Raw genomic sequence first — 25,046 nt, forward strand, 5'->3', positions numbered from 1 at the left:
ATTATGTGTAAAATAAGAAAATCGGCATTTGACATCATTTAATGGGGGTTTTACAACATAGTTTTTTTCTCACATGTGCATTTATATACTTTTATCCTGTTGCTAATCAACAATGAAGATTTTAAGTCTTCATTTAAAGAAGAAGTAATAAAAAATAAAGTCCGAACCGAAAGGGGAGGCCCCCTAGTTTAACCATAAAACAATAATTTGTATGGAACTGCAAATAGATGACTCAGTATTAGTAAAGGATTACATTAATGGTAATGAAAAAGCTTTAGAGGTTTTGATCAACAGGCACAACCAACGTATTAGTAGCTTTATTTACTCTAAGGTTTTGGACCGTGATGTTTCAGAGGACATTTTTCAGGACACCTTTATTAAAGTAATCAAAACCTTAAAAAAGGGAAATTATAGCGAAGAGGGTAAATTTTTACCTTGGGTTATGAGAATTGCCCATAATTTGGTGATCGATCACTTTAGAAGGAACAAAAGAATGCCAATGTTCGAGGGAAATGATGATTTTAATATTTTTTCTGTAATTGGTGATGATAAACTAAATGTAGAAAAGCAGTTGATCAAAGATCAGATCGATACTGATTTGAATTTGTTGATCGAAGAATTACCTGATGATCAAAAAGAGGTTCTTTTAATGCGTATTTACAGGGATATGAGTTTCAAGGAAATTTCTGAAAATACCGGTGTTAGTATTAATACCGCTTTAGGGAGAATGAGATATGCGCTAATTAACCTAAGAAAAATCATTGAAAAGAATAATATCGTTTTAACGAATTAATAGGTCATAGGTCGAGGAGTACAATATTTCCAATTTAGTGGCGTTATCTTATCATAACAATACTATAATCCTATGGAAAAAATTTACTCTGAACATCGAAACAAGTGTAAACTTGCGAAAGCGAGTCCTGAAACTATCAAGTTCCTATTGGGCTATTCCAACTCTTTACAAATAATTGAATATAATAATGTTCAGTTTGAAAATAATTTAAACTAGAACAAAAAATCCCAACCTACGAGTTGGGATTTTTTGCTTTATAATAGGCATGTAACACTGGTTTCCTGCCAATTGTTTTAGTAATAATGTCTTTTTCTAAATTCCATCCCCTTGCAGGGGAGTATTCCCGTCCGTACCATATAATCTGTAAATGAAGATCATTCCATATTTCTTTGGGGAATAATCTTTTGGCATCCTTTTCTGTTTGAACCACATTTTTTCCATTGGAAAATCCCCAGCGGTACATTAGCCTATGTATATGGGTATCTACAGGAAATGCAGGAATGCCAAATGCTTGGGAAACTACCACGCTCGCCGTTTTGTGTCCAACCGCCGGGAATTGCTCCAATAACTCAATCTCTTGCGGTACTTGTCCGTTATATTTCTCAATAAGGATTTTCGAAAGCCCGTAAATACCTTTAGACTTCATAGGGGATAAGCCGACAGGTTTAATAATTTCCCTAATCTCCTCCGCGGTCATTTTAACCATGTCATAGGGATTATCCGCCTTTTTAAATAATAAGGGTGTTATCTTATTTACACGTACATCCGTACTTTGAGCGGATAATAATACAGCAATTAACAGCGTATATGGGTCTTTGTGGTCTAAAGGAACAGGGATGGTCGGGTAGATTTCTTGTAGAGTTTTAATAGTAAAGTTTACTTTTTCCGCTTTCGTCATTTATTACGTAATTTTATAACTTTTAAATAAAGGAGCACCCACTAAAATGGCCGTGTTTTAGAATATAAATTTACTTAAATTTTCACTATGAATACTTTAAAAGTAGGGGATAAGGTACCCGAATTTACAGCTAGGGACGAAAATGGTAACGACATAAAATTATCTGATTACCAAGGAAAAAAATTAGTTGTCTTTTTTTATCCTAAAGCAAGTACTCCAGGATGTACAGCAGAAGCCTGCAACCTAAGGGATAATTATGATCAGCTAAAAGCGGAGGGTTATGAGTTACTCGGAGTAAGTGCAGATTCGCAAAAAAGGCAACTTAATTTCAAGAATAAGTATCAATTTCCTTTTCCCTTATTGGCAGATGAAGACCACACCATTCTCAATATTTTTGGCGTATGGGGCCCAAAGCAATTTATGGGGAGAAAATATGATGGGATTCATAGAATGACTTTTGTTATTGATGGCGATGGAGTAGTAGAAAAAGTGATCGAAAAGGTAAAAACCAAGGATCATGCCGCTCAATTACTTTAAAAAGTAATAAATAGAAAAAGGCTGCCATAATCTTTAAGTTTAAGGCAGCCTTTTTTATATAAGCACTTTAGTTTATACTTTTTCCTGTTCTTCCTCAATTGGTTTACGGATAAAGAGTTTCTTCCTTTTTATTATTTCCGCAATACCCTCTGGAAGCACAGATTCCCAGCCATCTTCGCCATTAATTATTTTTTTGAGAACATCCCTAGAGAAAACATGTAAAATTTCTGGATCGTAATCAATTATATCCATCACCTTTCCATTGTATTTAAAGAATTTGTACAATTCTTTCATTCTGGGATGTACCTTAATGGTATTACTGGTCATGATTTGACCAGTTTCCTCATTACGCATGGGGTATAGGTAGACTTTAAGGTCTTTAAAGAATAACTTGCCAAAAGCTTCTAGGATGCCGCCGCTTAAGTGACGGTAATATTTTTCATCAAAAATATCGACCAAATTGTTTACCCCCATGGTAAGACCAATCTTAGACTTGGTATAATTGCTAAAATATTCAACTAGTTTAAAGTACTCTTGGAACTTCGAGATCATTACGGTATGGCCTAAAGAACATAAAAGTTCTGCACGGTCCATAAAATCCTGTTCATCTATTTCACCTGAAGCCCGCAGGTTGGAGAGCGTAATTTCAAAAATAACAATGGTATTTTCTTCCTCAACACTAGGTTCCCTGATGAATATTTCATAGGATTTTTTAAACATATCCATATTCACATTGGTCACTGGTCTAAAGCTTCCACGTAGGGCCAAAATATTCTTTTTGTAAAGTAAGGTCGCCGGTAAAAGATTATTACCATCGGGTCCAAACATTACAGCGTCAGTCATATCATTTTTAACAAGTTGCAGGCTCATTAATCTATTATCGACATCGGCGAAATTGGGTCCAGAAAAATTAACCATATCTAATTCAACAGTATCCCTGTCGATATGGTCATAAAGATATTTTAATAACTTTCTAGGTTTGTCGTATTTATAAAATGCACCATAAATAAGATTTACGCCTACAATTCCCAAAGTTTCCTGTTGTAGTCTCGCCTCATTCTGTTTAAAACGGATATGAAGGATAATTTCATTTAACTCCTTTTGTTTGGGATCCAGTTGATAACGGATTCCTATCCAACCGTGCCCTTTATATCTCTTGGAAAAATCAATGGTAGCAACTGTATTGGCGTAAGAAAAGAATAATCTGTCCGGGTGTTGTTCACGACTGATTCTGTTGTCCATGTTCTCCATTTCATGGGCCAGCATTTTCTTTAACCTGGATTGGGTTACATATCTTCCATCCTCCTCGATACCATAAATGGCATCGCTAAAATCTTTGTCATAGGCGCTCATTGCCTTGGCAATGGTTCCCGAAGCACCTCCAGATTTAAAAAAATGCCCAGATGTCTCTTGTCCGGCACCAATTTCAGAAAAGGTACCATAAATATCGGGATTTAGGTTTATCCTTAAGGTCTTCGCCTTTATTGACGGTACGTTGGTAAAAGCAATTTCTTTCTTAAAAATAGAGGACATAGTGTCTTTTTTACTTGTAGCAAAGTTAAAAAGTTTGAGCTATCAATTAAATAAATTAGTTATAAATTTGGATTAAATAGACATAGGATTGAAAATAACTTTTTTAGGAACAGGAACATCACAGGGAATCCCAGTAATTGGGAGCAAACACCCTGTGTGTTTAAGCAAAAATCAAAAGGATAAAAGGCTTCGGGTATCCGTAATGGTCTCATGGGATTCCTACAATTATGTAATAGATTGCGGCCCCGATTTTAGACAGCAAATGCTGACCAACAATGTTGAAAAAATTGATGGAATATTGTTTACCCATGAACATTCAGATCATACGGCGGGAATAGATGACATAAGACCATTTTTTTTTAGACAGGGAGATATTCCCATTTATGCCCATGAACGTGTTGTTGAATCAATTAAAGAGCGATTTCATTATATATTTGCTGATGAAAATCGATACCCCGGTGCACCGGCCGTAGAGATCAATACCATTAGAAATAATAAGCCATTCAAAATAGGTGACCTAATGGCTATACCTGTAGAAGCACAACACAATAGATTGCAGGTTTTTGGGTTTAGAATACAGGACTTCGTGTATTTAACCGATGTAAAAAGTATGGAAAAGGAAGAAATGGAAAAAATAAAGGGAGTAAAGACATTAGTGATCAACGCCTTAAGGGTAGAACCACACCATTCACATTTTAACCTAGAGGAAGCCTTGGCGTTTATTGCCATTATTAAGCCTACTAGGGCATATATAACCCATATAAGCCATTTAATGGGGTTCCATGATGAAGTTGAGAAGCAGCTTCCACAAAATGTGCATTTGGCCTATGATAACCTAGTGCTGGATGTGTAAACCACTTTTATAGTCCCGGAAATCAGTTTAACTTTTGAATCATAACCAATAAATCGAAAAATCAAGGCATGAAACATAAAATTTACCTGTATCTATTCATATTTGTAGCTTTAATAGCGCTCTACCAATTTGTGAGTGCCAGCAATATGGTGACGGCAAAAAACACTAAAATAGAATCGCAAGCGGATCAACTTGTTCAATTGGAGGATTCTATACAGAAATTGCATTTAAAGGTGTTGGACAACCAATATTTTTCTTTGGAGAATAATGATGATGCCTTGGCCTATTACGATCACTTAAAACTAAAGGACCCTAGTCGCTATATCTCGGATAAGTTATTGGAAACTAATGAGAGTAAGGGAGACAACCCGTTAGTTCCTTATGAGGGTATGGAAAATGATTTTAAAATAAACAAGATTAAGATTCTAAACCATAAATGGATCCTGGCCGATTTCTCGGATGGCAAATATTGGGGCGAAGTGTTGATCAAATATGAACTGAAAGATGATCTTGGAGTAGATTTTTCATTAATAGACCATCTTTTGTATACCCGTAGTAATTAAATTTTATCTTTCAACCAAGTACTAAAGGAATGAAAATTTTGTGGCGCCACACCATGGCCAACAGGAAATTCTTCATAAATATGATCAATCTTTAAATCTTTAAGGATTCCAGGTATTTTCTGTGCCCAAGAAACGGGGATTACCTGATCTACACTGCCATGAGAAGCGTATATCTTTAAATTTTCATAGTTGTTTTTCTTATAATTTTCAACTAGCATGTTTTCATTGACATAACCACTTAAAGCAATTACATTTTTAATCATAAGCGGATAGGAGAGGGCAAGGGCATAACTTAATATAGTACCTTGGCTAAACCCTAAAATAGTTACATTTTTTTCATCCAGCCCATAGGTTTTGCAGGCTTCCTCTATAAACACCTTTATTTTTTCCCTAGACAAAACGGCTTGTTCCTCGTCGTTCCACTTGCCCTTGTCAGCCTCAAAATTAATGGCATACCATGCATTACCGTATGGTTGCATGGGATAAGGCGCTCTTGCCGATATTACACAAAGTTCCTTTGGCAGTTCAGGGGCAAAGGAAAATAGATCTTCCTCGTTGCTTCCATAGCCATGGAACATAAATAGTACGGGCGGTTTCCCGGAGGTAACGGTGGATGGTCTAATAAGGTGTTCCAGTGATAAGGGGGCTGTAGTCATTTTAAGATATAAAAGTAAACCATTTTTGAAAATAGGGGCCTAATACAGGCACTTCTTGTTTTTTATTGTTTAGGGCAGCAAGAAAGCCATAAAACCACAATACCACATAAAAGACATAAAGGCCATACCAGGCATACTCGTTGTACCAGTTGCTTAAAAAAATAGCAAAGCCTAGAAAAGCAAGATGTAGACCAAATGCCTGTCTTATATGAAATCGGGCAAATTCGTTCTTAGTATCGGAATTCATAGAAATGGCAATAAGAGCCCCAACCATAGTTAAATAGGCCACAATTGCAGTAGTCTTTCCTTCCTTAATAACATTATCCATAGCGGCAAAGTTAGATCAAGTTTAATATGTGTACAAAAAAAGAGGCCTAATTAGACCTCTTTAAATGTTTTTATAATAATTTTTATTCTCCAATAGTGCCTATGATGGGCAATTTTTCCGCTTTACCATTATTGGCATTTATTGCGCCCATTATGGCCAAAATCCATGGCGCCCATTGCAAAATTCTCAGGAAACCCATTCCCATTAAAGTTGCAATAATTCCAAGGACAATAGACAGGGCAATTGCCAATATCCAGACCCTTAAGGATTGGCCAATATGGAATTTCACAAATTCATTTTTTTTATCATTGTTCACGATAAAAGCAATCAGTAGACCAATTACGGTTATGTAACTGATTATTGCCATCGTTTTTCCTTCACTTATAGTTTTCTGGTCCATCTTATATATTTTATTACCCTAAATTTAGTTAATTATTTTGTTGTTGGAAATAATACCGTACACCTTTCCCTTAAGTTTGCTTCCCAAAAAGCAGCTATTTTTGGAATTGGAAATTATATCTTGCTCTTCAAAAGTATATTCTGGGTCCGGATCGAATAAAGTAAGACTAGCAACTTCACCAACTTTCAGGCTTGGTGTCTTAATTTTATACCTTTCCCTTCCTTTGGTCAATAAGGCAATGGTGGTTTCTAGGTCAAAAATTTGACTTAACATTCCAAAAGCGCTTTCCAAGCCAATGGTACCATCGGAGGCGTTGTCAAATTCCACTCTTTTGTGTTCAATATCCATGGGTCTATGGTCCGTAGTAACAAAATCTATAGTACCGTCCTTTAAGCCTTTGATCAAAGCCTTGGAGTCCGATTTGGTTCTAAGTGGTGGCATCAATTTAAAATGGGAATCAAATTCCACCAAAGTCTCATCGGTAAAACACAAGTTGTGTATTGCCACACTGCAAGTAATATCCAACCCCTTCTTCTTGGCCTCAGCAATTAGTTTTACCGCATTGGCGGTAGAAATAGTTGGAATATGCATTTTTTCTCCTGTGTATTCCAATATAAAAAGATCTCTCACAATATTGAGTTCTTCGGCCAGATTGGGTATCCCCTTTAGCCCTAACTTTGTAGAAACCTCCCCCTCATTTACAATACCTTTTCCGGCAATCTGCAAATCCATAGGGAAAGAATGTACAAGTCCATCAAAATTATGGGCATATTGTAGTGCAACTTTTAATAGGTTTGAATTTTTTAAGGGTAATTTGTAATCATAAAACCCAACGGCACCGGCACTCTGCATATCAAAAAGTTCCGCCAAACATTCACCTTCAGATTTTACCGTCAATGTTCCCAATGCGTGTAAAGTTGTAGCGCTATGTTTAGATGCATTCTTTAAAAAAACAATATCGGAGCTACTATCCGGGAGGGGGTTGGTATTGGGGTTTAAGACAATATCGGTAAAGCCACTCTTGGCTGCTGTTAAAAGGCCATTTTCAATGGTTTCCCTTTCTTCATAGCCAGGTTCCCCAAAACTTACACTGGAATCAAACCATCCAATGGATATATGTAAATTTTTGAAACTGAGGACTTTCGTTTTGCCTTGAACATCCAAATTCACTGCAATATTTTCAATCACTCCGTTCTTAATAAAAATATCCCGCTTTTTTAAGTGAAGATCCTTGTTGCCTGGATCTACTATTTTGGCAGATTTTAAGAGTATGTTCATTTTAAAAATTTTTGTATAAGAACTTCAGCAAATATAAAAGCCAATGCTAAAATAACAAACCATTTCCAAAGCTCGATTATGCTGTTGTCTTTTTCTATATTTTCGAATAAAGTTGCGACATTGTTATTTAAACTATAACCGTTGCCTTGATTTAGATCCAGATAATTTAACTGACTTTCCGCTCTGGAAAAATTAAAACTCATGTTTCTAATGGTCTTATCTTGGTCTTTAATTTGAAATATCCCTGCTGTTACAGGGTAATTATCAAAAGTTATGGTTGTTTTATTGGTGAAGGATTGTTGGAAAGGGATAAATTCATCATTTTCATTGGACACTTTTAAAATCCGATCTTTTGTAAGATTAATAGCTATATCAACCATGGTTTTATTACCTATTATTTCATAAATTCTGGGAAATTGAAGGCTACCCATTCCCATATTGTAAAATGTGGGGACTATTAAAGGAGAATTGATGAAGTTGGAATTGTCCTGGGAGATAGAGGCCGTAAATATATATATCCCGTCTCCGCCTACTAAAAATGGATTGCCACTCTGATAGGAGAGGATCTTAGGCATGTTCGATTTAATTGTATAGAAGGCCTTTATGGAGGGGTACTGGAAATTAGTAACCTCATTCTCGAACACATTTGAAAATAAAGGATTGGAAAAGGCTATCCCACTAATTTTTCGTTCTTCCACAACGGTAGAAATCAACGAGGTATTGGACAAACTATTTAGAAATGTATTGTAATTAGGGATATCTACTTCTCTACTTGGAATAACAACCAAACTTCCGCCGGCCTTCTTGAAGGCTGTTAAAGCATTTTGCAAGGCCAGGGGCAGAGTATCTAGTTCATTGATTATAATGAGGTTTTGCGAGTCCAATAGACTGTAATTCAAAGAATTTAAACTAAAATTGGAATATCGGAAACCCTCGCCATTGAAAATACGACTCAAGTAATTACTATTGTCATTACCAATGGATAATACCTTGATTTTCTCCTGCGTATTTATGTTAAAGTAAAGTTGATTATCATAATTAAGCCCTGTGTCTGAGATAAGGATTTTCCCGTTAATGACCTCTTTGGCAGGGATAGTAAATATGACCTCACCTTTTTTATTCTCACCGAATGTAGCAGATGTTTTCGCAATCAATCTTTCTCCATTATATAGCGAAACTGGAACGTTATCTATTTTTTTATTAATGGACAGGATACTTTTTAGTTCTACATTTTCCGAAGAAACAGTGCTTATAAATACGGTGTCAATTGAAACGTTTACAAGAGGATCAGCCAAGGTTTGTACAAAATGTTTTTTTATGTTGGGCAATGAATCTTGGGCAGGTGAATAAATATTTTTCTGAAAATCTGAAATCAGGACTAGGTCATTTAGTGCGGTTTCATTGTCCGTGAACAATGTTTTAGCTTTTAAATAGATTTCATCCAACTGTAGTTGATTGTTGGAATAGGGGAGGGTTAGCAAATCGTTTTTTATATCTTTTATGCGTACATCCTTGAAAACTTTGTCATTGGTAAAAAGGCTAAAAGTATTTTCTTCAGGAACCGATTTTAATATCTCCTGAATTGTGTTTTCCAATAAAGTGCCGGTTCCGGTATTTGCCTGCATACTCAGGGAATTATCAAGATAAACCACTATTTGCTGCCTCTTCATGGCTGATTTTCCTGGAATAAATGGTTGGGTAAAGGCAACGATTAACAAACTTAGGATTAAAAGGCGGGTACATAATAGGAGCCATTTTTTCAGGGTATTGCTCTTCCTGGATTCCGCAACTACCTTTTTCAAGATCTTCACATTGGTGAACGGCGTCTTCTTAAATCTACGAAGTTGAAAAAGGTGAATGAAAATAGGAATAAGTAGAAGAAAAAGGGCCCAAAGGAGTTCCGGATGTTTAAACAGCATTCCTAAATTTAATTTTTCAAATATAAGAAAAGAAATTCGAGGCGGTCTTAATTTTATTGACGATCTAAAGGCTAATTAAGCTCTTGGCGAAAGTCTTGATGTTTTATGGCAAGGCGTTAATATTTATGTCAACAAAAAAAGAAATAATCTTGGACCGGTTTCTTTCCTTTTGCCAATAAATACTCACTTATAAATTCTTGAGCCTCCTTATTGGCCACAGTAATTATGATTTGAGGGTGTTGCAGTTTGTTTACTTCTAAATAGTGAGCCATTTTTTTTTCATAGATGTCCAAACCAATTTTATTGGAGTTATTACATACCCAGGTAAAATCTATGTTGTGTTCAATAAGGTTTTTGGCTAATTTTTTCCCCTTGTTTCCTGCTCCCCAAAGTACGAGCGGTCTTTGATCATCATAGTCGAGTTTTAGAAAATAGGAGCGTTTAATATCCAAGAAATAATTTTGAGCGTAGTGTTCACTGGTTCTGGATGTTCTATAACTATAATCGCGCCAGTGGTGCAGTACTTCATTACACGGAATACATTTTAGACCTTGTTCATAAAAGCGAAAAGCAAGGTCATAATCCTCCGGATAACGATCGGATAAAAAAGCTCCAGCCCTTTCCAAATCGCTTTTATATACCATCCAACATGGAGAGGGTATTACGCATTCTTTATAGATTTCCGAATAATTTGTTCCTTGTTCAGTTAAGCCATTTAACCATTTTTCATAGTTAAGATAGCCACCGCCAAGTCCTTCATTGGAAAAGTATTTCACTTTTCCAAGGGCCACATGTCCTAACCCATGGTTTTCCAGTGCCTTAACCATGGTTGCCAGTTTATCTTCAGTCATTAAGTCATCGGAATCCATCCTGGTTATAAAGGAGCCCTTAGAGCGGGAATAAGCCGTTCTTAACGCTTCTATAATACCTTTTCCTTCATTTTGCAGTACTTTAATTCTGGAATCTTTTTTAGCAAAAGAAAGCATAGTATTAAGGCTATCGTCCGAAGATGAATCATTTACCGCTAGAATTTCCCAGTCGTCATAAGTTTGGTCGATGATAGACTGAATACAGTCCGGTAAAAATATTTCGGTGTCCTTAAAAGGGATAAGAATACTGACACTTCTTTCTTTCATGCGCCTAAATTAGAATTTTATTTCTCCATTGATGCATCCAGCGAGCAGCGATTGAATGAAGTATTGAAAATTTGAGGCTTATTTTAAATGATATGTAGCTGTAAAAGCTAATTTGAATTTTGACTGGTGTTCTCCAACTCTTTTATGGTGGCCAACATGGCCCTAAGGCAGGCTTCTTGGTTACCGGGATTTATTTCTTTAGCTTTTTGGGAATGGTAGCTTTTAATAAATTCACTGGCTGATGACCAAACCGTATGCATAGTGCCCAAAAGGTGTTCCTTTATTTCGGGAGTAGCATTTTTTTTAAAATTATACATCATTTTAACCTGTTCCACGGCAACTTCGGGTTTCCTCCAAGGGCAAGCAATAACATCCAGTCCCTTTAAAGCAAACATGGCAGGTGTTGGTAAGGCCCTTTCGTAATGCCAGTCACATACTACCACAGATTTATCAATAAGATCTACTGCCCTGGCGGTATTGTTCATACTGGCTTCCCACATCCCAATACCAGAGGTTGTTGCATCTATTAATCGATCTCCCCAAATCCAAAGCCGTTTGTTTGTTTGCGCTAAATGCCTACTAATTTTATTAACCTCATTGGCGAACAAGGTAGCGGGGTCTTTACCTTGGCAACGAGGACATTTCTCATCGGCTATGTAGAATACCTCATCCATTCCTGCGTGAAAGGCGTTGGCTTCAAAAACACCCACAATTTCATCTACTAGGTCGAATACCACATCATGTACCTCAGGATGCAATGGACAATAACTTTTGCAGTATAGGCCATCGGCATTTGGCCATTCGTATTTTTTTGGAATTACAACATGGGGTGTTTCGTCAAATTGCGGGTAAACTTCCAGAAGTTTATTGGTTTTATCTGCCCAACTCTGATGGCCCAACAAATTTACCTGGGGGATTAAATTTATGTAGTGTTTTTGGGCAACCGTTACCAATTGCTTTATTTGTGCTTTTGATAAGGGATTATCGCCCCTTAATTCAGGCCTAGATTCATAGGCGTAATTAAAATCCACCCTAAGTACTAAGGTGTTGATGCCATTGGGCCCTAATTCCTCATCTATAAACTTAACAAAATCCGCTACCCCATCGGTATTTGGAGCAGCTATACAAAGGCCTTTCACTTCAAAAATGCTTTGTGCATTACCTATTATGGTCGTTAGGGCCAGCAGCAGTGGAAGTAGTTTGCACATAATTTTTAATGTTTAAGACAGAATTTAATTTTGATGTAGGGCTTGGTTTATGGCAGCTTCGACCATGGGTTCCATGACCGCATATCCTGCCGCGGTTGGATGTACTTCGTCTTTGGCATATTTTTTAGGAAGCCCGTTGCGGTCATCGGCCATAGCCGTAAAATAATCTAAATAAATATGGCCGTTAGCTTCTGAATATTCTTTTAATAGGCTGTTTAATGCGGGTATTTTTTCATTAGGTTTTAGTCCTGGTCTCCAGGGATAATCATAAGCGGGGAGTACTGAGGAGATAATAACTTTAATGCCATTGGCCGTTGCCAGTTCGGCCATAGATTTCATATTGTCCACTATCATTTTCAAGGTAGCGGGTCCAGTGTTGCCGGCAATATCATTGGTGCCAGCCAAAATAACCACTACTTTTGGTTTTAAGTCGATTACATCCGGTCTAAATCGCAACAGCATTTGAGGTGTCGTCTGCCCCCCTATGCCCCTGTTAATATAGGGCTTATCTTTAAAGAATTCCGGTCTGGTGTTTATCCAACCTATGGTAATGGAATTGCCCATAAATACAACACGATTTTCGTTTGCAGTTGGCATCCCTACCTTAGTGTTATCTTCTGCAAAGCGTTCTAGATTTGGCCAATCCTGAGAAAAACTATTGTTCATGGTAAAAACGGTCAGTAGAAAGAGGGCAATGGATATTTTCATGGTTTTCATATTGGTAAAAGTGGTTAAAAAAAATATTAATACTTGGACTAGTCTTGAATTTTTATTGATTTTTTTTCATTTGTAATCAATCGCGCTTTTCTCAATTTTATTTTTTGTTGAATATCTGTTGGATAGGCGGAATCGTCTTCAGCCTCAAAGATTCTGATATTTTGTAATTCATCTGGTTTTATTAAATCCTGTTGCCTGCAATTTAAAATGGTAGCCGCTGTCTGAACCCCGGAATAACTAGCACCTGCCACTCCATGTGATTGAATGCTGGCCCCGCACATGTATAGGTTTTCTATTTCGCTCTTTGCCCTAAACGCAAAGGGGCCTATCTGCCTAAAAGTCTTTTCTGTACCATATACACTTCCATTGGTGGAATTTATATAATATTTGTTTGTTATGGGTGTCCCCAATTCTTTATGAACAATATTTTTACTTATTCCTGGTAGGGCCAGTTCCAATGTATTGATCATTTTATGGGTCAATATTTCTTTGAATTTCATGTATTCCTTAGATCGCTTTTCGTTTTCCTTGTTAAATTGGGCGAAAGATTCGGGATTAATGTAAGTAATAACTTCTAGGGAATGATGTTTACCGTCATAGCTTGTGGGGTCCTTTAGCGTGGTACAGCTTATGAATATGCCAGGAAACACTTCGCCACTGGTAATATCCACATCTGTCATCTCCTCATATATCTTATCCATGTCCTTGTTATCCATCATCCATATATTTCCTGAGTCCATTCCTAATTTTCGAACATCTATGTCAACCGTTAGGAAAAGCATTAGGGAACTACAGGAATACTTTGTTTTATTCAGTTTTTTAAGAAGTTTAGCACTTAGGTTTTGTTCTTTCACTAATTTTAAATAGGTAACCCCTGGATCGGCATTGGAAATGATTCTGGAAGCGTAGATTTTCTCACCATTCTCCAGTTCTACTCCAATGGCTTTCTTTCTCTTTTCCCCCTCCAAAAGAATACTCTTAACTGCTGTGCCGGTACGTATTGTTCCACCATTCCTCTGTACGGTCTTTGTCATCGACTTTACAATGGCAGCTCCGCCGCCCATGGGGTAGTACCCCCCGCTAAAATAATGATCCATAACAGCACAGTGCAAGGGGAAACTGGCCCTGTCAGGGGCTAAACCGTGGTCGCCCCATTGAATATTTAGCACTTTCTGCAGTAGTGGGTCTTTTATATGCCAGTTGATGACTCGCTTTAGGCTGAACAATGCAAATTTTCCCATATGCTTTGTTCTAAAGGGGATGGTAATATTGTCCCAAAAACCGCTCATCTTCGGAATCAGCTGAATTTGACGAGAAACATTTCTGACCAACTTTAAATAGTGATTTAAACGTTTTTTTTCCTTAGGAAACCTTTGTCCTAGAGAAGCGTTTAAATCATCGAAATTTCCGGGCAGATCAATTCTTTCCTCTCCAATAAAACAACGCTCATAACCTTCTGGATTCATTCTAAAAAAAACCAAATCGTTAGCTACCCCCAAACCTTCATATAAGGTCCTGGTTGATTCGCCTTCCCCTAGTAAGCCAATATAATGTACTCCTGGAGAAAAACGGTGACCGTTTAGGTAAAAGCTATGGCACCAGCCACCAGGAACATCATGTTGCTCCAATACCAAAACCCGCTGTCCTGCTTTGGATAGGCAAATGGCTGCCGACAATCCACCTGCACCTGAACCGATAATGATGGTATCTATATCTTGAAGCGTTTTTTTTTTGATGTGCATTGAATAGGGATTAAGTATGTCTGGTTGTATTTTATGGGCAATATTATTCTATTCAGGCCCCCCGTTCTCTATTTGGAAATACTGCTGTTCTTCCAGACTGAGACTTAAATGGTCCATTACCTTTTTCTTTGTAGGCCTAAGCTTAAAAAGATAAAGAATTAAAAGTACGGAAATCACCAGATAAAAGATGTTTTTGTGCAGCATGAAAGCAATAGTACTTAAAAATGCAGCACCTTCCAAGATAGCAAAACGTATAACGGAGGCTTTTTGGTACAGCATTAATCTTTCCATTAATGAATTGCTTTTTAGTATGCTGGCCAATTGTTTATTGAATAAGTAATTGCTTCCAAAGTAAGCTATAATAGCAACAATGGGTACTAGGTAAATAAACACATTTTCCCCAGCTTTAAATCCAAGTATAAGGCCATCGCTCATGACAAAAATGACGATTGTAAATAATAAAATACCAAAAGTTAATCCGGCATGGATGATAGAAAGCGAAAAAAGATAGCTTTTGGGGGTTAAGGTTTTGGAATTGGTCATAAAATACTTTTACATATAGTTGTGCTTGGCAATGATATCTAAATGATTTGGTGTTAACCAAAGCATTTGCTTATAAAGGTAAAAAACCTTTCTGTTTTCGTGCAAGGAAGTTATGCCAAAAAGAATTGTAAATCTAGGCAAGGTCTCTCATTGGCAGGTAATTTAAATCTAATGAATATAACCATTTCACCTAATCTGACCACTAATTTTATAAGCAAGTCTTTTTGTTTATTTTTATGTCACATAAAATGGATAAATTATAATTTTAGGACCTCAAAGGTTAAGAAATGACAAACAACGATTTTCATATACTTCTCGCCGATGATGATGAGGACGATTGCATGTTTTTTAAAGATGCCTTGGAGGAGCTTACAATAACGGCATCTTTGATTACGGTAAGCAATGGGGTTGAATTAATGGATTTTCTTAAAGATAATTTGTCCAACCTTCCCCAAGTTCTTTTTTTGGATTTGAATATGCGTTGTAAATCCGGTACGGAGTGCTTATCTGAAATAAAGGAAAGTGAAATATTTAGGGGATTGCCAGTAATAATTTATTCCACCTCTTCTAATCTTGAGGTAATGGATGTACTTTATGGTAAAGGTGCGCAGTATTATATTAGGAAACCAGCAGATTTTACTGATTTGAAATTTGTTATAAACAAGGCTATTTCATTCATAAAAGAAAAGAATGTACAACAACCAGCCAGGGAAAAATTTGTAATACAACCTTAAATGGAACAAAATTGAAGACTACTCATAAAACTAATGACCTTTTGTTCCTTGAAGGCGGAGGCCAAATGAGCGAGCTCATAAGGGCATGGGATTGGGATAATTCACCCCTTGGTAATATAAAAGATTGGCCCGTAAGTTTACGCACTACTCTTGCGATAATCTTGCATTCGGCCCATCCCATGTTTCTCTTTTGGGGTGAGGAACTTATCTGCTTTTATAATGATGCGTATAGGCCAAGTCTAGGGATAGATGGAAAACATCCAGCTATTGGTAAAAAGGGTAAAGAAGTTTGGCCAGAGATATGGGAGTTTATCTGCCCTTTGATAAATCAAGTAGTCACTACGGCTAAACCTGTTTCATATAGTGATCACTTGGTACCATTTTACCGAAACGGCAGAATGGAGGACATATATTGGACATTCTGTTACAGTGCCGCTTATGATGATGATGGCAATGTAAATGGTGTAATTGTTACCTGTTCAGAGACTACGGAAACGGTATTGACAAAAAAAGAACTACAAGAAAGTGAACGCAGGCTTCGGTCAATGATTGCTCAGGCACCAGTTTCCATAGCTATTTTTCAGGGAAAGGAGTATGTTACTGAAATGGCCAATTCATTGGCACTTGATATGTGGGGAAGAAAAGAAGACGAAGTTTTGAACAAACCAATTTTGGATGCAATGCCTGAACTAAAATTACAAGGGATTAAGGGGTTGTTAGACGATGTATATAGCACTGGTAAAACTTTTTCTACTTCAGAATTTCCGTTGCAATTAAAGAGGAACGGAAAATTGGAAACGGCTTATATCAATTTTAGTTACGAGCCGCTTTTAAATGCCAAGGGTGAAATTGATGGAATAATGACTTTGGGCATTGAAGTTACTGATCAGGTAATTGCGCGGAAAAAAATAGAGGAAAGTGAAAAGAAATTCAGACTCCTGGCCGACTCACTCCCTCAGTTTGTTTGGACCGCAGACCCACAGGGTAATTTGAATTATTTTAACGAATCGGTTTTTGAATTTTCCGGATTGTCGCAGGATCAATTACTAAATCAAGGATGGTTACAGATGGTACATCCGGACGACAGGGAAAAGAATTTTAAAACCTGGGAGGATTCCATAGCAATAGGAAAGGATTTTTTATTGGAGCACCGTTTCCGAAGACATGATGGCGAATATCGTTGGCAGTTGAGTAGAGCAAAACCACAACGGAATGATAGTGGGAATATACAAATGTGGGTAGGCAGTAGTACCGATATACAAGAACTAAAAATTTTCCGAAACGAATTGGAAAAACAGGTTAAGGAACGTACTGTTGAGCTAGTTGAATTGAACAATTCGCTAAAAAAGAGCGAACAGCGCTACCATTTAATGGTAGAGGAGGTGCAGGACTACGCTATACTTTATTTGAATAAAGAAGGTATAGTGGAGAACTGGAATACGGGAGCAGAAAAAATAAAAGGATATAAAGCCGAAGAAATAATAGGTAGAAGTTTTTCCAATTTTTATACCGAAGATGATAGGAAAAGTGGACTTCCCCAAAGGTTATTAGGTTTGGCCGCCAGAAACAATAAAGCTGTGCAAGAGGGTTGGCGAGTAAAGAAAGACAACACCTTATTTTGGGCAAATGTGGTAATTACAGCAGTGCATAATGAAAAAAACGAAGTAATAGGATATTCAAAGGTAACACATGATTTAACGGCAAAAAAAGCATCGGACGATGTGCTAAGAGAAAAAAAGATGGAACTTGAGCAAAAAAATATTGAGCTTCAGAAAATGAACAAGGAGCTGCAATCATTTGCCTACATTTCAAGCCATGATTTGCAAGAGCCTTTAAGGAAAATTCAAACCTTTGCTTCCCGCATAATCGAAAAAGATAAAGATACTCTTTCCGAAAATGGAAAATATCTATTTAAACGTATGCAACTTTCTGCCGAACGGATGCAGTTGTTGATTGACGATTTGTTGGCCTATTCCCGTACGCACCATTTGGAGGGTGATTTTGAGAAAACCGATCTGAATATTATAATTGAGCAAGTAAAACATGAACTTGGTGAAGAGCTCCTGCAAAAAAACGCAATAATCAATGCGGACAAAACTTGCGAGGTCAATATCATCCCATTTCAATTTAAACAACTCTTTTATAATCTAATAAGTAATTCTTTAAAGTTTTCAAAACCAGGTAAACCTGTAGCCATAACAATAAAAAATGAGTATGTTAATGGAAAAGCATTAGAAGGGGAAAATTTTAAAGACGACAATACATATTGCCATATTACTTACTCGGACAACGGAATAGGTTTTGATCAACAATACAGTGAAAAGATATTTGAATTATTTCAACGTCTTCATGGTAGGTCAGAATATCCCGGAACTGGAATTGGACTGGCTATAATAAAACGAATTGTAGAAAATCACCGTGGTATTATTACGGCCAAGGGTGAATTAGGTATGGGTGCAACATTCAATATATATCTTCCGGTAGAAGCTTATAAAGTATAAGTGATGCGTAGTAGAGGGGTGTTCTACAGAGTTTTATGATTTAAGGATAAATCACCTCAGGCTAGTTTCATTTTCTTTGACCCAAAATCGATTGTGCTATAAGAAAGTAACTACGATATTCATTTTTAACTATTAAATTATATAATCACCGAGAAATTTAAGGCGTCGTTAGATTTGGCAGATACATTTTGAAAAGGACCTATAGATTTATATAATATCGTTTTTAATTGATTATAGGAGTTGGGTTTTTTTATATATTGATTTGCTCCTCCTTCTTTCAATTGGTCTACCTCATTTTGATGATAAGAGGTGGAATAGATAATTATGGTAATTTCTGAGAAATCAGGGATGTTACGGATATCGGAAAGGCATTCGAATCCGTCCATAAGGGGCATATAAAGATCTAAAAATATAATTTTGGGCAAGGGATTGTCAGAATGCAATTCCGCCATCAAATCCACACCATTCTCGAACTGTTTAACCGATGTTTCAATGGGTAATTCTGTCAAAGCGTCCATAAAAATTTCGCGATCATCTTGATCATCATCTGCTAAAAAAATGCTTATACGATTCATTGCTATATAAATTAATTGATGTTTGCCGACTAAAAACCATTATACTTAATTTCTGATCTTGTCAGTTAGTAATGTTTGTTTCCATTTTTGGTACATACTTTTAGTCTTGTTAGACCCTAGTTTGTTTACTTTCATAAATTAAGGCGAAGTTTTAAAGAAGAATGCATCTATTGAATAGAAAATTAACTCAATTGATTTTATAGGCATACAAATTCAAATCCAGTCTTCAACTGTAGAGGAAATCCTCTATTTAATACGTGCCCTGATAGATCTAGCCTTTTAAAAAGCTTTTTTAACTATAGCATTCCATAATCAAATTGAACTAAAATATATTTTCAAAATAGGACAAATCCTTTACGGCCTTAGAAGAGTGCTTTAGGGGTTATTAGTTTGTTCTTGTTTAATTATTTTTTTCTTAATGTTTGTAGGCTTGGCTTTTATTCCAAGTCCATAACGATTGGCATATACCCAAGTAAACTCGGCCCCAAAAAACAATATCAAACATGAATAGGAAACCCATAATAGAATTAAAACCACGGTACCTGCTGCGCCATAGGTAGAACCAGGGTCCGCTTCCCCAAAATACAGTCCTAATAAAAATTTTCCAAGAACAAATAGTATAGCGGTAATTAGGGCCCCGATCCAAACGGTCTTCCACCGAATTTTGGTATCGGGCAAGTATCTAAAAATGAGGGCGAAAAGTAGGGTGACGATTCCTATGGAAACCGTAAAATCTAGAATATAGGCAAGATAAAGGATAAAATCAGGCAATACACTACGAATGTAATCGTTGAGTGCCGAAATCCCGGCAGTCACCAAAAAACTAATCAATAATAGAAATCCGATCACCAATATGAAGGCAAAACTCCGGGCTCTATCAATAAGCATTTTTACGAGGTTTGAGTTGGGGTCTGGTTTAATTTGCCAAATTTGATTAAGGGAAAGCTGTAAGTGGTAAAATACACCTGTTGCTCCGAATATCAAGGTGCCAAAGCCTAAAATACTCGCCACCCTGCTTCTGTTGCCACTCTGTGTCTCTATCATCATTGTTTGAATAGATTCTGCCGCATCTTGGCCCAAGGCCTTGGATATCTCAGCTGTGAGTTCACCTTGAACAATGTCAATACCCCAAATGGATCCCACCAGATTAATGATGATGACCAAAAGGCCAGGTAGGGAAAGGATTGCATAATAGGCAACAACCGCACTCAGCCGAAATGGGTCATCAGCATTCCAAGCTTTAAAGGTGTCAACTACCAAAGTAGGTAGATGTTGTAACTTGAATTTATCGCTATTTTTCTCCTTGGTCATAATCTATAGCATGCTTTTTATATCGTTCGCCCAAGAAGGAAAGGTGAAAATCATATCTTTCAAGGCTTCGGTGGTCACTTGTAAGTTTATCGCCATTGCGAACATATTGATCGTTTCAGCTGCGTGGGGTGACAAGAGATGGGCACCAACAATTTGTTTTGTCCGCTCGTTTATGATAATTTTATAAGCATAGGATGGTGTATTTATTCTTTTGGCGTTATACCAGTCCGGAACAGATTTATAATTGATCGTTACCGTCTTATATCTTCTTTTGGCTTCGTCTTCCGACAAACCCACAGTTGCCAAATTTGGCAAGGTAAAAACGGCTGACGGAATTACGGGGCTTTCTATTTTTCTTTTATTGCCATGAAGAATATTTTCCGACACAATAGCACCTTCTATTCCCGATAATGGAGTAAGGGGCAGGCCATGTGCGGATACGTCACCACAAGCGTATACATTTGGATTGACTGTATTTTGCAAGAATTCATTTACTTGAATGCCTTTATTGGAATAAGACACATTGCTCTTTTCCAAATTCAAGGAATTGATTGCGGGCACCCTTCCTGCAGTATTGAATACTGAACGTGCTTTCAGCGATTTTTCTTCTCCGTCCTTTTTATATTGGATACGAAAGTTTTTATTCAGTTTCTCTAGTTGCGATATCTCTGCATTAAATATAAATTCTATACCCAGATCTTCGGAAACTTTCTTTAGCTGGGATACCATGTCCTTGTCAAATGCTTGAAGTATGTTTTCTCCATGCTCAATGATGGTTATTTTACTTCCTGCCCTTGCGGCCATATGGGCAAATTCCATTGCAATATAACCTCCGCCAATAAAGACCATATTTTTTGGCAGTTTCTGCAACCGCAGAAAATCGTCACTATTCTTAAGGAATTCAGCTCCCTTGAATTCAAGTTTTCTAGCTATTTGTCCTGTAGCAATAACAATTTTATCAGCTTTAATGGATTTTCCCTCAACGGACAAGGTCTGTTCATCCAAGAAAATAGGTGATTGGTGGTACAATTGAATTCCCAATTCCTTCAATTCTATTTCAGTGGCCATAGGAATCGGATTGGTAAATTGCCGTTTAAACCTTTGCAGCGCTTTCCAATCCAGGGCTGGTTTGGAGGCAATACCTTTGTCCATTAAATTAGTGGCCAATTCATAAGTTTCGAGCGGCGCTAAAAGTATTTTTTTGGGAATACAGCCTCGGTTGCCACAGGTGCCTCCATATTCACGATTATCCGCTATGGCCACCTTTAAACCACCCTTGGCACAGGTTACGGCGACCTTACGGCCTGCACCGCCACTGCCAATTACGAAAACATCAAATTTCTTCATAGCCATGAAGGTATTCAGTTTTGAATTTGCAGGTTGATTTATTTGCTTAATATTTTAATCCGATAGGCACGAGATTTATTAAAAGCCAAACTACGAGTAGGCGAGAAACGCTATGAGCGTGTTGGTGAATCGATTCTGATTATAGGTTGAAGTGTGAAATAGGAGTGAAGCATAAAATAAAAGAACCGCTCTTTGGGAGCGGTTCTTCATTTTGCTTCTAAACGAAGCTCGAGCTTGAGTTAGCTAATCTTTACTAAAAACAATACTTGTTTTCAGCCTTAAGTTTTTCTGCAATAGAAGTGCGAAGTTCAACTACATTGGGCTGATTTGCATATTTTGTAAATCGTTTAAGTCCCATAAGCATCATACGTTGCTCATCACCTTCAGACATGGAAACAATTGCTTCCTTGCCATTTTTTATAACAATATCTACCGCATTGTACAAATATAATTTGGACATGGATATTTGTTCTTTTTGAGCCGCTTCTCCAAATCGCAGTACATTTTTCTCTGTTCTGAGGATTGCAGATTCGGCCAAATAAATTTCTATTAAAATATCGGACGCAGCCATGAGTAACATTTGATGCTCATCTAAAGCAGGGCCATATTTCTGTACTGCCGATCCGGCAACCATTAAGAATACTTTCTTAAGTTTTGCGATCATTTCTTTCTCTTCAGAAAACAGTTTGGAATAATCCACCGTATCAAATGAGGGGATACCCATTAATTCGTTTCCTACAGCCGTTGCCGGACCCAATAGGTCTACATGTCCCTTCATGGCCTTCTTTACCAACAGACCAACAGATAACATTCTATTAATCTCATTAGTTCCCTCGTAAATACGGGCAATACGCGCATCTCTCCATGCGGCTTCCATAGGCGTTTCTTCAGAGAAACCCATTCCGCCAAAAATCTGGATACCCTCGTCAGCACAATTTTGCACATCTTCCGAAACGGCAACTTTTAGAATGGAGCATTCAATAGCATATTCCTCAACTCCTTTAAGCTCGGCTTCCTGATGGGTATTCCCTGCAGCTAAGCGCATGGCAATACGATCTTCAATATTCTTGGCAGCTCTATAAGAGGCTGACTCACCAGCATATAAATTCGTCGCCATTTCTGCTAATTTGGACTTTATAGCTCCAAAATCGGCAATGGGGGTTTTAAATTGTTTGCGTTCCACAGCATATTTTAGGGCGTTGGTGGTAATTCGCCTTTGGGAATCCAAACAGGCGGCTGCCAATTTGATTCGTCCAATATTTAAGGCGTTCATGGCAATTTTAAAACCATTTCCTCTGTCGGAAAGCATGTTTTCCACTGGAACAACGGTATCATTAAAGAAAACTTGCCTTGTAGATGAGGCGCGAATTCCCAACTTATGCTCTTCCTCTCCTAATGTAATACCATTTTTTGGGTCGTTTTCAACAATAAATCCAGTAATATTCTTGTCGCTTTCTATTCTTGCAAAAACTATAAATAATTTACAGAACCCAGCATTGGAAATCCACATTTTCTGCCCATTGATTTTGTAAGTTTTGCCATCAGCGGATAAAGTAGCAGTGGTTTTACCAGAATTGGCATCACTACCGGCACCCGGTTCTGTTAAACAATAGGCACCAAACCATTCACCTGTAGCCAATTTAGGAACGTATTTTTGTTTCTGGGCCTCATTGCCATATAAGGTAATCGGCATAGTTCCAATACCGGTGTGGGCACCAAAAGCTGTACTTAATGAACCACTTCCACTAGAAATATATTCGCAAACGATCATGGTAGAAACAAATCCCATTCCCAACCCACCGTAGGCTTCAGGAACCGCGACTCCTAAAAACCCCATTTCTCCGGCCTTGGTCATTACCTCTTCTGTTAGGGCATAGTCCTTAGCTTCGAACCGATCCCTGTTGGCAATAATTTCACGATCGTTAAATTCGATGACGGAATCACGCATCATTTTCTGCTCTTCGGAAAAATCCTCCGGCGTAAAAACATCTTCGCAATGGGTTTCCTTTACAAGGAATTGTCCGCCCCTAATTATTTCTTTATTTTTTATTTCTGTGCTCATTGTTAGTTTAATTAAGTTTTAATAGTAAGAATGGAGATGAAATTTGGAAAAAGTACCGTTTCAATAAGTACGTCTTGTGCTGTTTTAATTTAAAAATTCAAATATTCCTGCAGCACCTTGCCCAGTACCTACACACATAGTTACCATTCCATATTTGCCTTGCATATTTCTCTTTCTCATCTCATCAAACAATTGAACGGATAATTTGGCACCCGTACAGCCCAATGGGTGACCAAGGGCAATTGCACCCCCATTTACATTGACTATATCACTATTCAATTTAAGTTCGCGTATTACAGCTAAGGACTGTGATGCGAAAGCTTCGTTCAATTCGATCAATTCAATTTCATCTTGTTTAAGACCGGCTTGTTTTAAGGCTTTTGGAATCGCTTTTACAGGGCCAATACCCATGATTCGCGGTTCTACCCCTGCTGCTGCATAATTTACTAATCTGGCAATAGGTTCCAATTTTAATTCTTTTACCATGTCCTCGCTCATAACCAAAACAAATGCTGCACCATCACTCATTTGGGAGGAATTACCTGCCGTTACACTTCCACCTGCCGCGAAAACTGGTCGCAATCCGGCCAAAGCTTCCTTAGTTGTTCCTTTTCTAGGTCCCTCATCTTTGGTTACCGTATATTTTTTACTAGCTTTCTTTCCATTGTCGTCAACATATATTTGTTCTACTTCAATAGGTACGATCTGACTTTGAAAACGATCTTCTGCCTGGGCCCTAAGTGCTTTCATGTGCGAATTATAGGCAAATTCGTCTTGGTCTTCACGGGAAACATTAAATTGATTGGCTACTGCTTCGGCTGTGTTTCCCATGCCCCAGTAATAATCCTCATGCCCTGACTTTGCCAAATCATAATTGAGTTCTGTTTTGTAACCCGTCATAGGAACAGCACTCATGCTCTCTGCACCACCAGCAATTATACAATCTGCCATCCCAGCCTGAATTTTTGCAGTAGCAATACCTATGGTTTCTATTCCGGAGGAACAAAATCTATTGACCGTAACCCCGGGGACATCAACAATATTAAGGCCCATTAGGGATATTAAACGTGCCATGTTTAGTCCTTGAGATCCTTCGGGCATTGCATTTCCAACAATTACGTCATCTATGCGTGTTTTGTCCAGTTGAGGCAATTCATTTATCATATAGGCTATTGTTTCCGCAGCCAATTCGTCTGTTCTTTTAAAACGGAATACGCCTTTAGGGGCTTTGCCTACTGCTGTCCTATATGCCTTAACGATATATGCTTGTTTCATTTTATTTTTAGTATTTAGTATTGAGTTTTATAATTTCTGTTGAAATGAATAGTTCATTTTTTGGATTTCAATACATGTTTCAATAACTGGTTATACTTTTTCTCTTGTAATTATTTTTAAGTTTATTAATAATACTA

At 37.4% G+C, this 25,046-nt stretch carries 23 protein-coding genes; 6 read left to right on the forward strand and 17 right to left on the reverse strand.

Annotation, left to right across the window (positions count from 1 at the left end; all coding sequences use genetic code 11):
• Nucleotides 1-211 precede the first annotated feature (211 nt).
• Nucleotides 212-793 (forward strand): RNA polymerase sigma factor, encoded by a 582-nt coding sequence (locus tag CWD90_RS09395; protein ID WP_103475699.1) that lies wholly within the window; start codon nt 212-214, stop codon nt 791-793.
• Between the two features lie 232 nt (nt 794-1,025).
• Here CWD90_RS09395 and CWD90_RS09400 read toward each other — a convergent pair whose 3' ends face one another.
• Nucleotides 1,026-1,691, reverse strand: coding sequence for an endonuclease III domain-containing protein (locus CWD90_RS09400; protein ID WP_103475700.1), 666 nt, complete (start codon nt 1,689-1,691; stop codon nt 1,026-1,028).
• Nucleotides 1,692-1,778: 87 nt separating this feature from the next.
• Here CWD90_RS09400 and bcp point away from each other — a divergent pair, with 87 nt between their 5' ends.
• Nucleotides 1,779-2,228, forward strand: a complete 450-nt coding sequence (bcp, locus tag CWD90_RS09405; protein ID WP_103475701.1) for a thioredoxin-dependent thiol peroxidase — start codon at nt 1,779-1,781, stop codon at nt 2,226-2,228.
• Between the two features lie 72 nt (nt 2,229-2,300).
• Here the strand turns inward: bcp and CWD90_RS09410 are convergent, their stop codons facing one another.
• The gene (locus CWD90_RS09410; protein ID WP_103475702.1) at nt 2,301-3,761 is read right to left on the reverse strand and encodes a nicotinate-nucleotide adenylyltransferase; all 1,461 of its coding nucleotides are present in this window, start codon (nt 3,759-3,761) and stop codon (nt 2,301-2,303) included.
• Nucleotides 3,762-3,849: 88 nt separating this feature from the next.
• On the opposite strand from CWD90_RS09410, the gene CWD90_RS09415 reads away from it, so the two are divergent.
• A complete protein-coding gene (locus CWD90_RS09415; RefSeq protein WP_103475703.1) occupies nt 3,850-4,614 on the forward strand; it encodes an MBL fold metallo-hydrolase in 765 nt (254 codons plus the stop codon).
• A gap of 68 nt (nt 4,615-4,682) precedes the next feature.
• Nucleotides 4,683-5,177, forward strand: coding sequence for a hydrolase (locus tag CWD90_RS09420; protein WP_103475704.1), 495 nt, complete (start codon nt 4,683-4,685; stop codon nt 5,175-5,177).
• On the opposite strand, the gene CWD90_RS09425 is transcribed toward CWD90_RS09420, so the two are convergent.
• The 10 genes from CWD90_RS09425 to CWD90_RS09470 all read right to left on the reverse strand — a co-directional run bounded on the left by CWD90_RS09425 (nt 5,174) and on the right by CWD90_RS09470 (nt 15,104).
• Nucleotides 5,174-5,833: an alpha/beta hydrolase gene (locus tag CWD90_RS09425; RefSeq protein ID WP_103475705.1), complete on the reverse strand. Its 660-nt coding sequence runs from the start codon at nt 5,831-5,833 to the stop codon at nt 5,174-5,176. The two genes, CWD90_RS09420 and CWD90_RS09425, sit on opposite strands and share 4 nt — an antisense overlap.
• Before the next feature lies 1 nt (nt 5,834).
• On the reverse strand, nt 5,835-6,161 hold the full coding sequence (locus CWD90_RS09430) for a hypothetical protein (protein ID WP_103475706.1): 327 nt from the start codon (nt 6,159-6,161) through the stop codon (nt 5,835-5,837).
• 82 nt (nt 6,162-6,243) lie between these two features.
• Nucleotides 6,244-6,561 carry a DUF4870 domain-containing protein gene (locus CWD90_RS09435; RefSeq protein WP_103475707.1) on the reverse strand — a complete coding sequence of 106 codons (318 nt, stop codon included), beginning with the start codon at nt 6,559-6,561 and terminating at the stop codon, nt 6,244-6,246.
• Between the two features lie 24 nt (nt 6,562-6,585).
• Nucleotides 6,586-7,839, reverse strand: coding sequence for a dihydroorotase (locus CWD90_RS09440; RefSeq protein WP_103475708.1), 1,254 nt, complete (start codon nt 7,837-7,839; stop codon nt 6,586-6,588).
• Entirely contained in the window at nt 7,836-9,758 is a 1,923-nt protein-coding gene (locus CWD90_RS09445) for a BatA domain-containing protein (protein ID WP_103475709.1), read from the reverse strand. The genes CWD90_RS09440 and CWD90_RS09445 overlap by 4 nt, the downstream gene beginning before the upstream one ends.
• A gap of 128 nt (nt 9,759-9,886) precedes the next feature.
• On the reverse strand, nt 9,887-10,894 hold the full coding sequence (locus CWD90_RS09450) for a glycosyltransferase family 2 protein (RefSeq protein WP_103475710.1): 1,008 nt from the start codon (nt 10,892-10,894) through the stop codon (nt 9,887-9,889).
• A 107-nt stretch (nt 10,895-11,001) separates the two neighbouring features.
• Nucleotides 11,002-12,102 (reverse strand): family 20 glycosylhydrolase, encoded by a 1,101-nt coding sequence (locus CWD90_RS09455; RefSeq protein WP_103475711.1) that lies wholly within the window; start codon nt 12,100-12,102, stop codon nt 11,002-11,004.
• A 24-nt stretch (nt 12,103-12,126) separates the two neighbouring features.
• Nucleotides 12,127-12,810 (reverse strand): SGNH/GDSL hydrolase family protein, encoded by a 684-nt coding sequence (locus CWD90_RS09460; protein WP_103475735.1) that lies wholly within the window; start codon nt 12,808-12,810, stop codon nt 12,127-12,129.
• Nucleotides 12,811-12,857: 47 nt separating this feature from the next.
• On the reverse strand, nt 12,858-14,561 hold the full coding sequence (locus CWD90_RS09465; RefSeq protein WP_103475712.1) for a phytoene desaturase family protein: 1,704 nt from the start codon (nt 14,559-14,561) through the stop codon (nt 12,858-12,860).
• A gap of 48 nt (nt 14,562-14,609) precedes the next feature.
• Nucleotides 14,610-15,104, reverse strand: coding sequence for a hypothetical protein (locus tag CWD90_RS09470; protein WP_103475713.1), 495 nt, complete (start codon nt 15,102-15,104; stop codon nt 14,610-14,612).
• A gap of 287 nt (nt 15,105-15,391) precedes the next feature.
• Between CWD90_RS09470 and CWD90_RS09475 the strand changes: the two genes are divergently transcribed.
• Both CWD90_RS09475 and CWD90_RS09480 read left to right on the forward strand, forming a co-directional pair.
• The gene (locus CWD90_RS09475) at nt 15,392-15,838 is read left to right on the forward strand and encodes a response regulator (RefSeq protein ID WP_103475714.1); all 447 of its coding nucleotides are present in this window, start codon (nt 15,392-15,394) and stop codon (nt 15,836-15,838) included.
• An 11-nt stretch (nt 15,839-15,849) separates the two neighbouring features.
• The gene (locus CWD90_RS09480) at nt 15,850-18,339 is read left to right on the forward strand and encodes a PAS domain S-box protein (protein WP_239986496.1); all 2,490 of its coding nucleotides are present in this window, start codon (nt 15,850-15,852) and stop codon (nt 18,337-18,339) included.
• A gap of 137 nt (nt 18,340-18,476) precedes the next feature.
• Here the strand turns inward: CWD90_RS09480 and CWD90_RS09485 are convergent, their stop codons facing one another.
• The 5 genes from CWD90_RS09485 to CWD90_RS09505 all read right to left on the reverse strand — a co-directional run bounded on the left by CWD90_RS09485 (nt 18,477) and on the right by CWD90_RS09505 (nt 24,909).
• Nucleotides 18,477-18,914, reverse strand: coding sequence for a response regulator (locus tag CWD90_RS09485; RefSeq protein WP_103475715.1), 438 nt, complete (start codon nt 18,912-18,914; stop codon nt 18,477-18,479).
• Nucleotides 18,915-19,289: 375 nt separating this feature from the next.
• On the reverse strand, nt 19,290-20,225 hold the full coding sequence (locus CWD90_RS09490; protein ID WP_103475716.1) for a YihY/virulence factor BrkB family protein: 936 nt from the start codon (nt 20,223-20,225) through the stop codon (nt 19,290-19,292).
• A 3-nt stretch (nt 20,226-20,228) separates the two neighbouring features.
• Nucleotides 20,229-21,572, reverse strand: a complete 1,344-nt coding sequence (locus tag CWD90_RS09495; RefSeq protein WP_317045717.1) for a dihydrolipoyl dehydrogenase family protein — start codon at nt 21,570-21,572, stop codon at nt 20,229-20,231.
• A 253-nt stretch (nt 21,573-21,825) separates the two neighbouring features.
• Entirely contained in the window at nt 21,826-23,634 is a 1,809-nt protein-coding gene (locus tag CWD90_RS09500; protein ID WP_103475718.1) for an acyl-CoA dehydrogenase family protein, read from the reverse strand.
• An 84-nt stretch (nt 23,635-23,718) separates the two neighbouring features.
• The gene (locus CWD90_RS09505) at nt 23,719-24,909 is read right to left on the reverse strand and encodes an acetyl-CoA C-acyltransferase (protein ID WP_103475719.1); all 1,191 of its coding nucleotides are present in this window, start codon (nt 24,907-24,909) and stop codon (nt 23,719-23,721) included.
• Nucleotides 24,910-25,046: the final 137 nt, after the last annotated feature.

The organism is Arenibacter catalasegens (assembly GCF_002909235.1).
GTDB lineage: Bacteria > Bacteroidota > Bacteroidia > Flavobacteriales > Flavobacteriaceae > Arenibacter > Arenibacter catalasegens.

Excerpts from the sequence above, each read along its gene's own strand:
- CWD90_RS09495 (WP_317045717.1), bottom strand. The coding sequence starts at position 21,572 with ATGAAGAAATTTGATGTTTTCGTAATTGGCAGTGGCGGTGCAGGCCGT.
- CWD90_RS09420 (WP_103475704.1), top strand. The coding sequence starts at position 4,683 with ATGAAACATAAAATTTACCTGTATCTATTCATATTTGTAGCTTTAATA.
- CWD90_RS09440 (WP_103475708.1), bottom strand. The coding sequence starts at position 7,839 with ATGAACATACTCTTAAAATCTGCCAAAATAGTAGATCCAGGCAACAAG.
- CWD90_RS09490 (WP_103475716.1), bottom strand. The coding sequence starts at position 20,225 with ATGACCAAGGAGAAAAATAGCGATAAATTCAAGTTACAACATCTACCT.
- CWD90_RS09460 (WP_103475735.1), bottom strand. The coding sequence starts at position 12,810 with ATGAAAATATCCATTGCCCTCTTTCTACTGACCGTTTTTACCATGAAC.
- CWD90_RS09465 (WP_103475712.1), bottom strand. The coding sequence starts at position 14,561 with ATGCACATCAAAAAAAAAACGCTTCAAGATATAGATACCATCATTATC.
- CWD90_RS09470 (WP_103475713.1), bottom strand. The coding sequence starts at position 15,104 with ATGACCAATTCCAAAACCTTAACCCCCAAAAGCTATCTTTTTTCGCTT.
- CWD90_RS09475 (WP_103475714.1), top strand. The coding sequence starts at position 15,392 with ATGACAAACAACGATTTTCATATACTTCTCGCCGATGATGATGAGGAC.
- CWD90_RS09430 (WP_103475706.1), bottom strand. The coding sequence starts at position 6,161 with ATGGATAATGTTATTAAGGAAGGAAAGACTACTGCAATTGTGGCCTAT.
- CWD90_RS09485 (WP_103475715.1), bottom strand. The coding sequence starts at position 18,914 with ATGAATCGTATAAGCATTTTTTTAGCAGATGATGATCAAGATGATCGC.
- CWD90_RS09505 (WP_103475719.1), bottom strand. The coding sequence starts at position 24,909 with ATGAAACAAGCATATATCGTTAAGGCATATAGGACAGCAGTAGGCAAA.
- CWD90_RS09395 (WP_103475699.1), top strand. The coding sequence starts at position 212 with ATGGAACTGCAAATAGATGACTCAGTATTAGTAAAGGATTACATTAAT.
- CWD90_RS09425 (WP_103475705.1), bottom strand. The coding sequence starts at position 5,833 with ATGACTACAGCCCCCTTATCACTGGAACACCTTATTAGACCATCCACC.
- CWD90_RS09400 (WP_103475700.1), bottom strand. The coding sequence starts at position 1,691 with ATGACGAAAGCGGAAAAAGTAAACTTTACTATTAAAACTCTACAAGAA.
- CWD90_RS09500 (WP_103475718.1), bottom strand. The coding sequence starts at position 23,634 with ATGAGCACAGAAATAAAAAATAAAGAAATAATTAGGGGCGGACAATTC.
- CWD90_RS09455 (WP_103475711.1), bottom strand. The coding sequence starts at position 12,102 with ATGTGCAAACTACTTCCACTGCTGCTGGCCCTAACGACCATAATAGGT.
- bcp (WP_103475701.1), top strand. The coding sequence starts at position 1,779 with ATGAATACTTTAAAAGTAGGGGATAAGGTACCCGAATTTACAGCTAGG.
- CWD90_RS09445 (WP_103475709.1), bottom strand. The coding sequence starts at position 9,758 with ATGCTGTTTAAACATCCGGAACTCCTTTGGGCCCTTTTTCTTCTACTT.
- CWD90_RS09435 (WP_103475707.1), bottom strand. The coding sequence starts at position 6,561 with ATGGACCAGAAAACTATAAGTGAAGGAAAAACGATGGCAATAATCAGT.
- CWD90_RS09450 (WP_103475710.1), bottom strand. The coding sequence starts at position 10,894 with ATGAAAGAAAGAAGTGTCAGTATTCTTATCCCTTTTAAGGACACCGAA.
- CWD90_RS09410 (WP_103475702.1), bottom strand. The coding sequence starts at position 3,761 with ATGTCCTCTATTTTTAAGAAAGAAATTGCTTTTACCAACGTACCGTCA.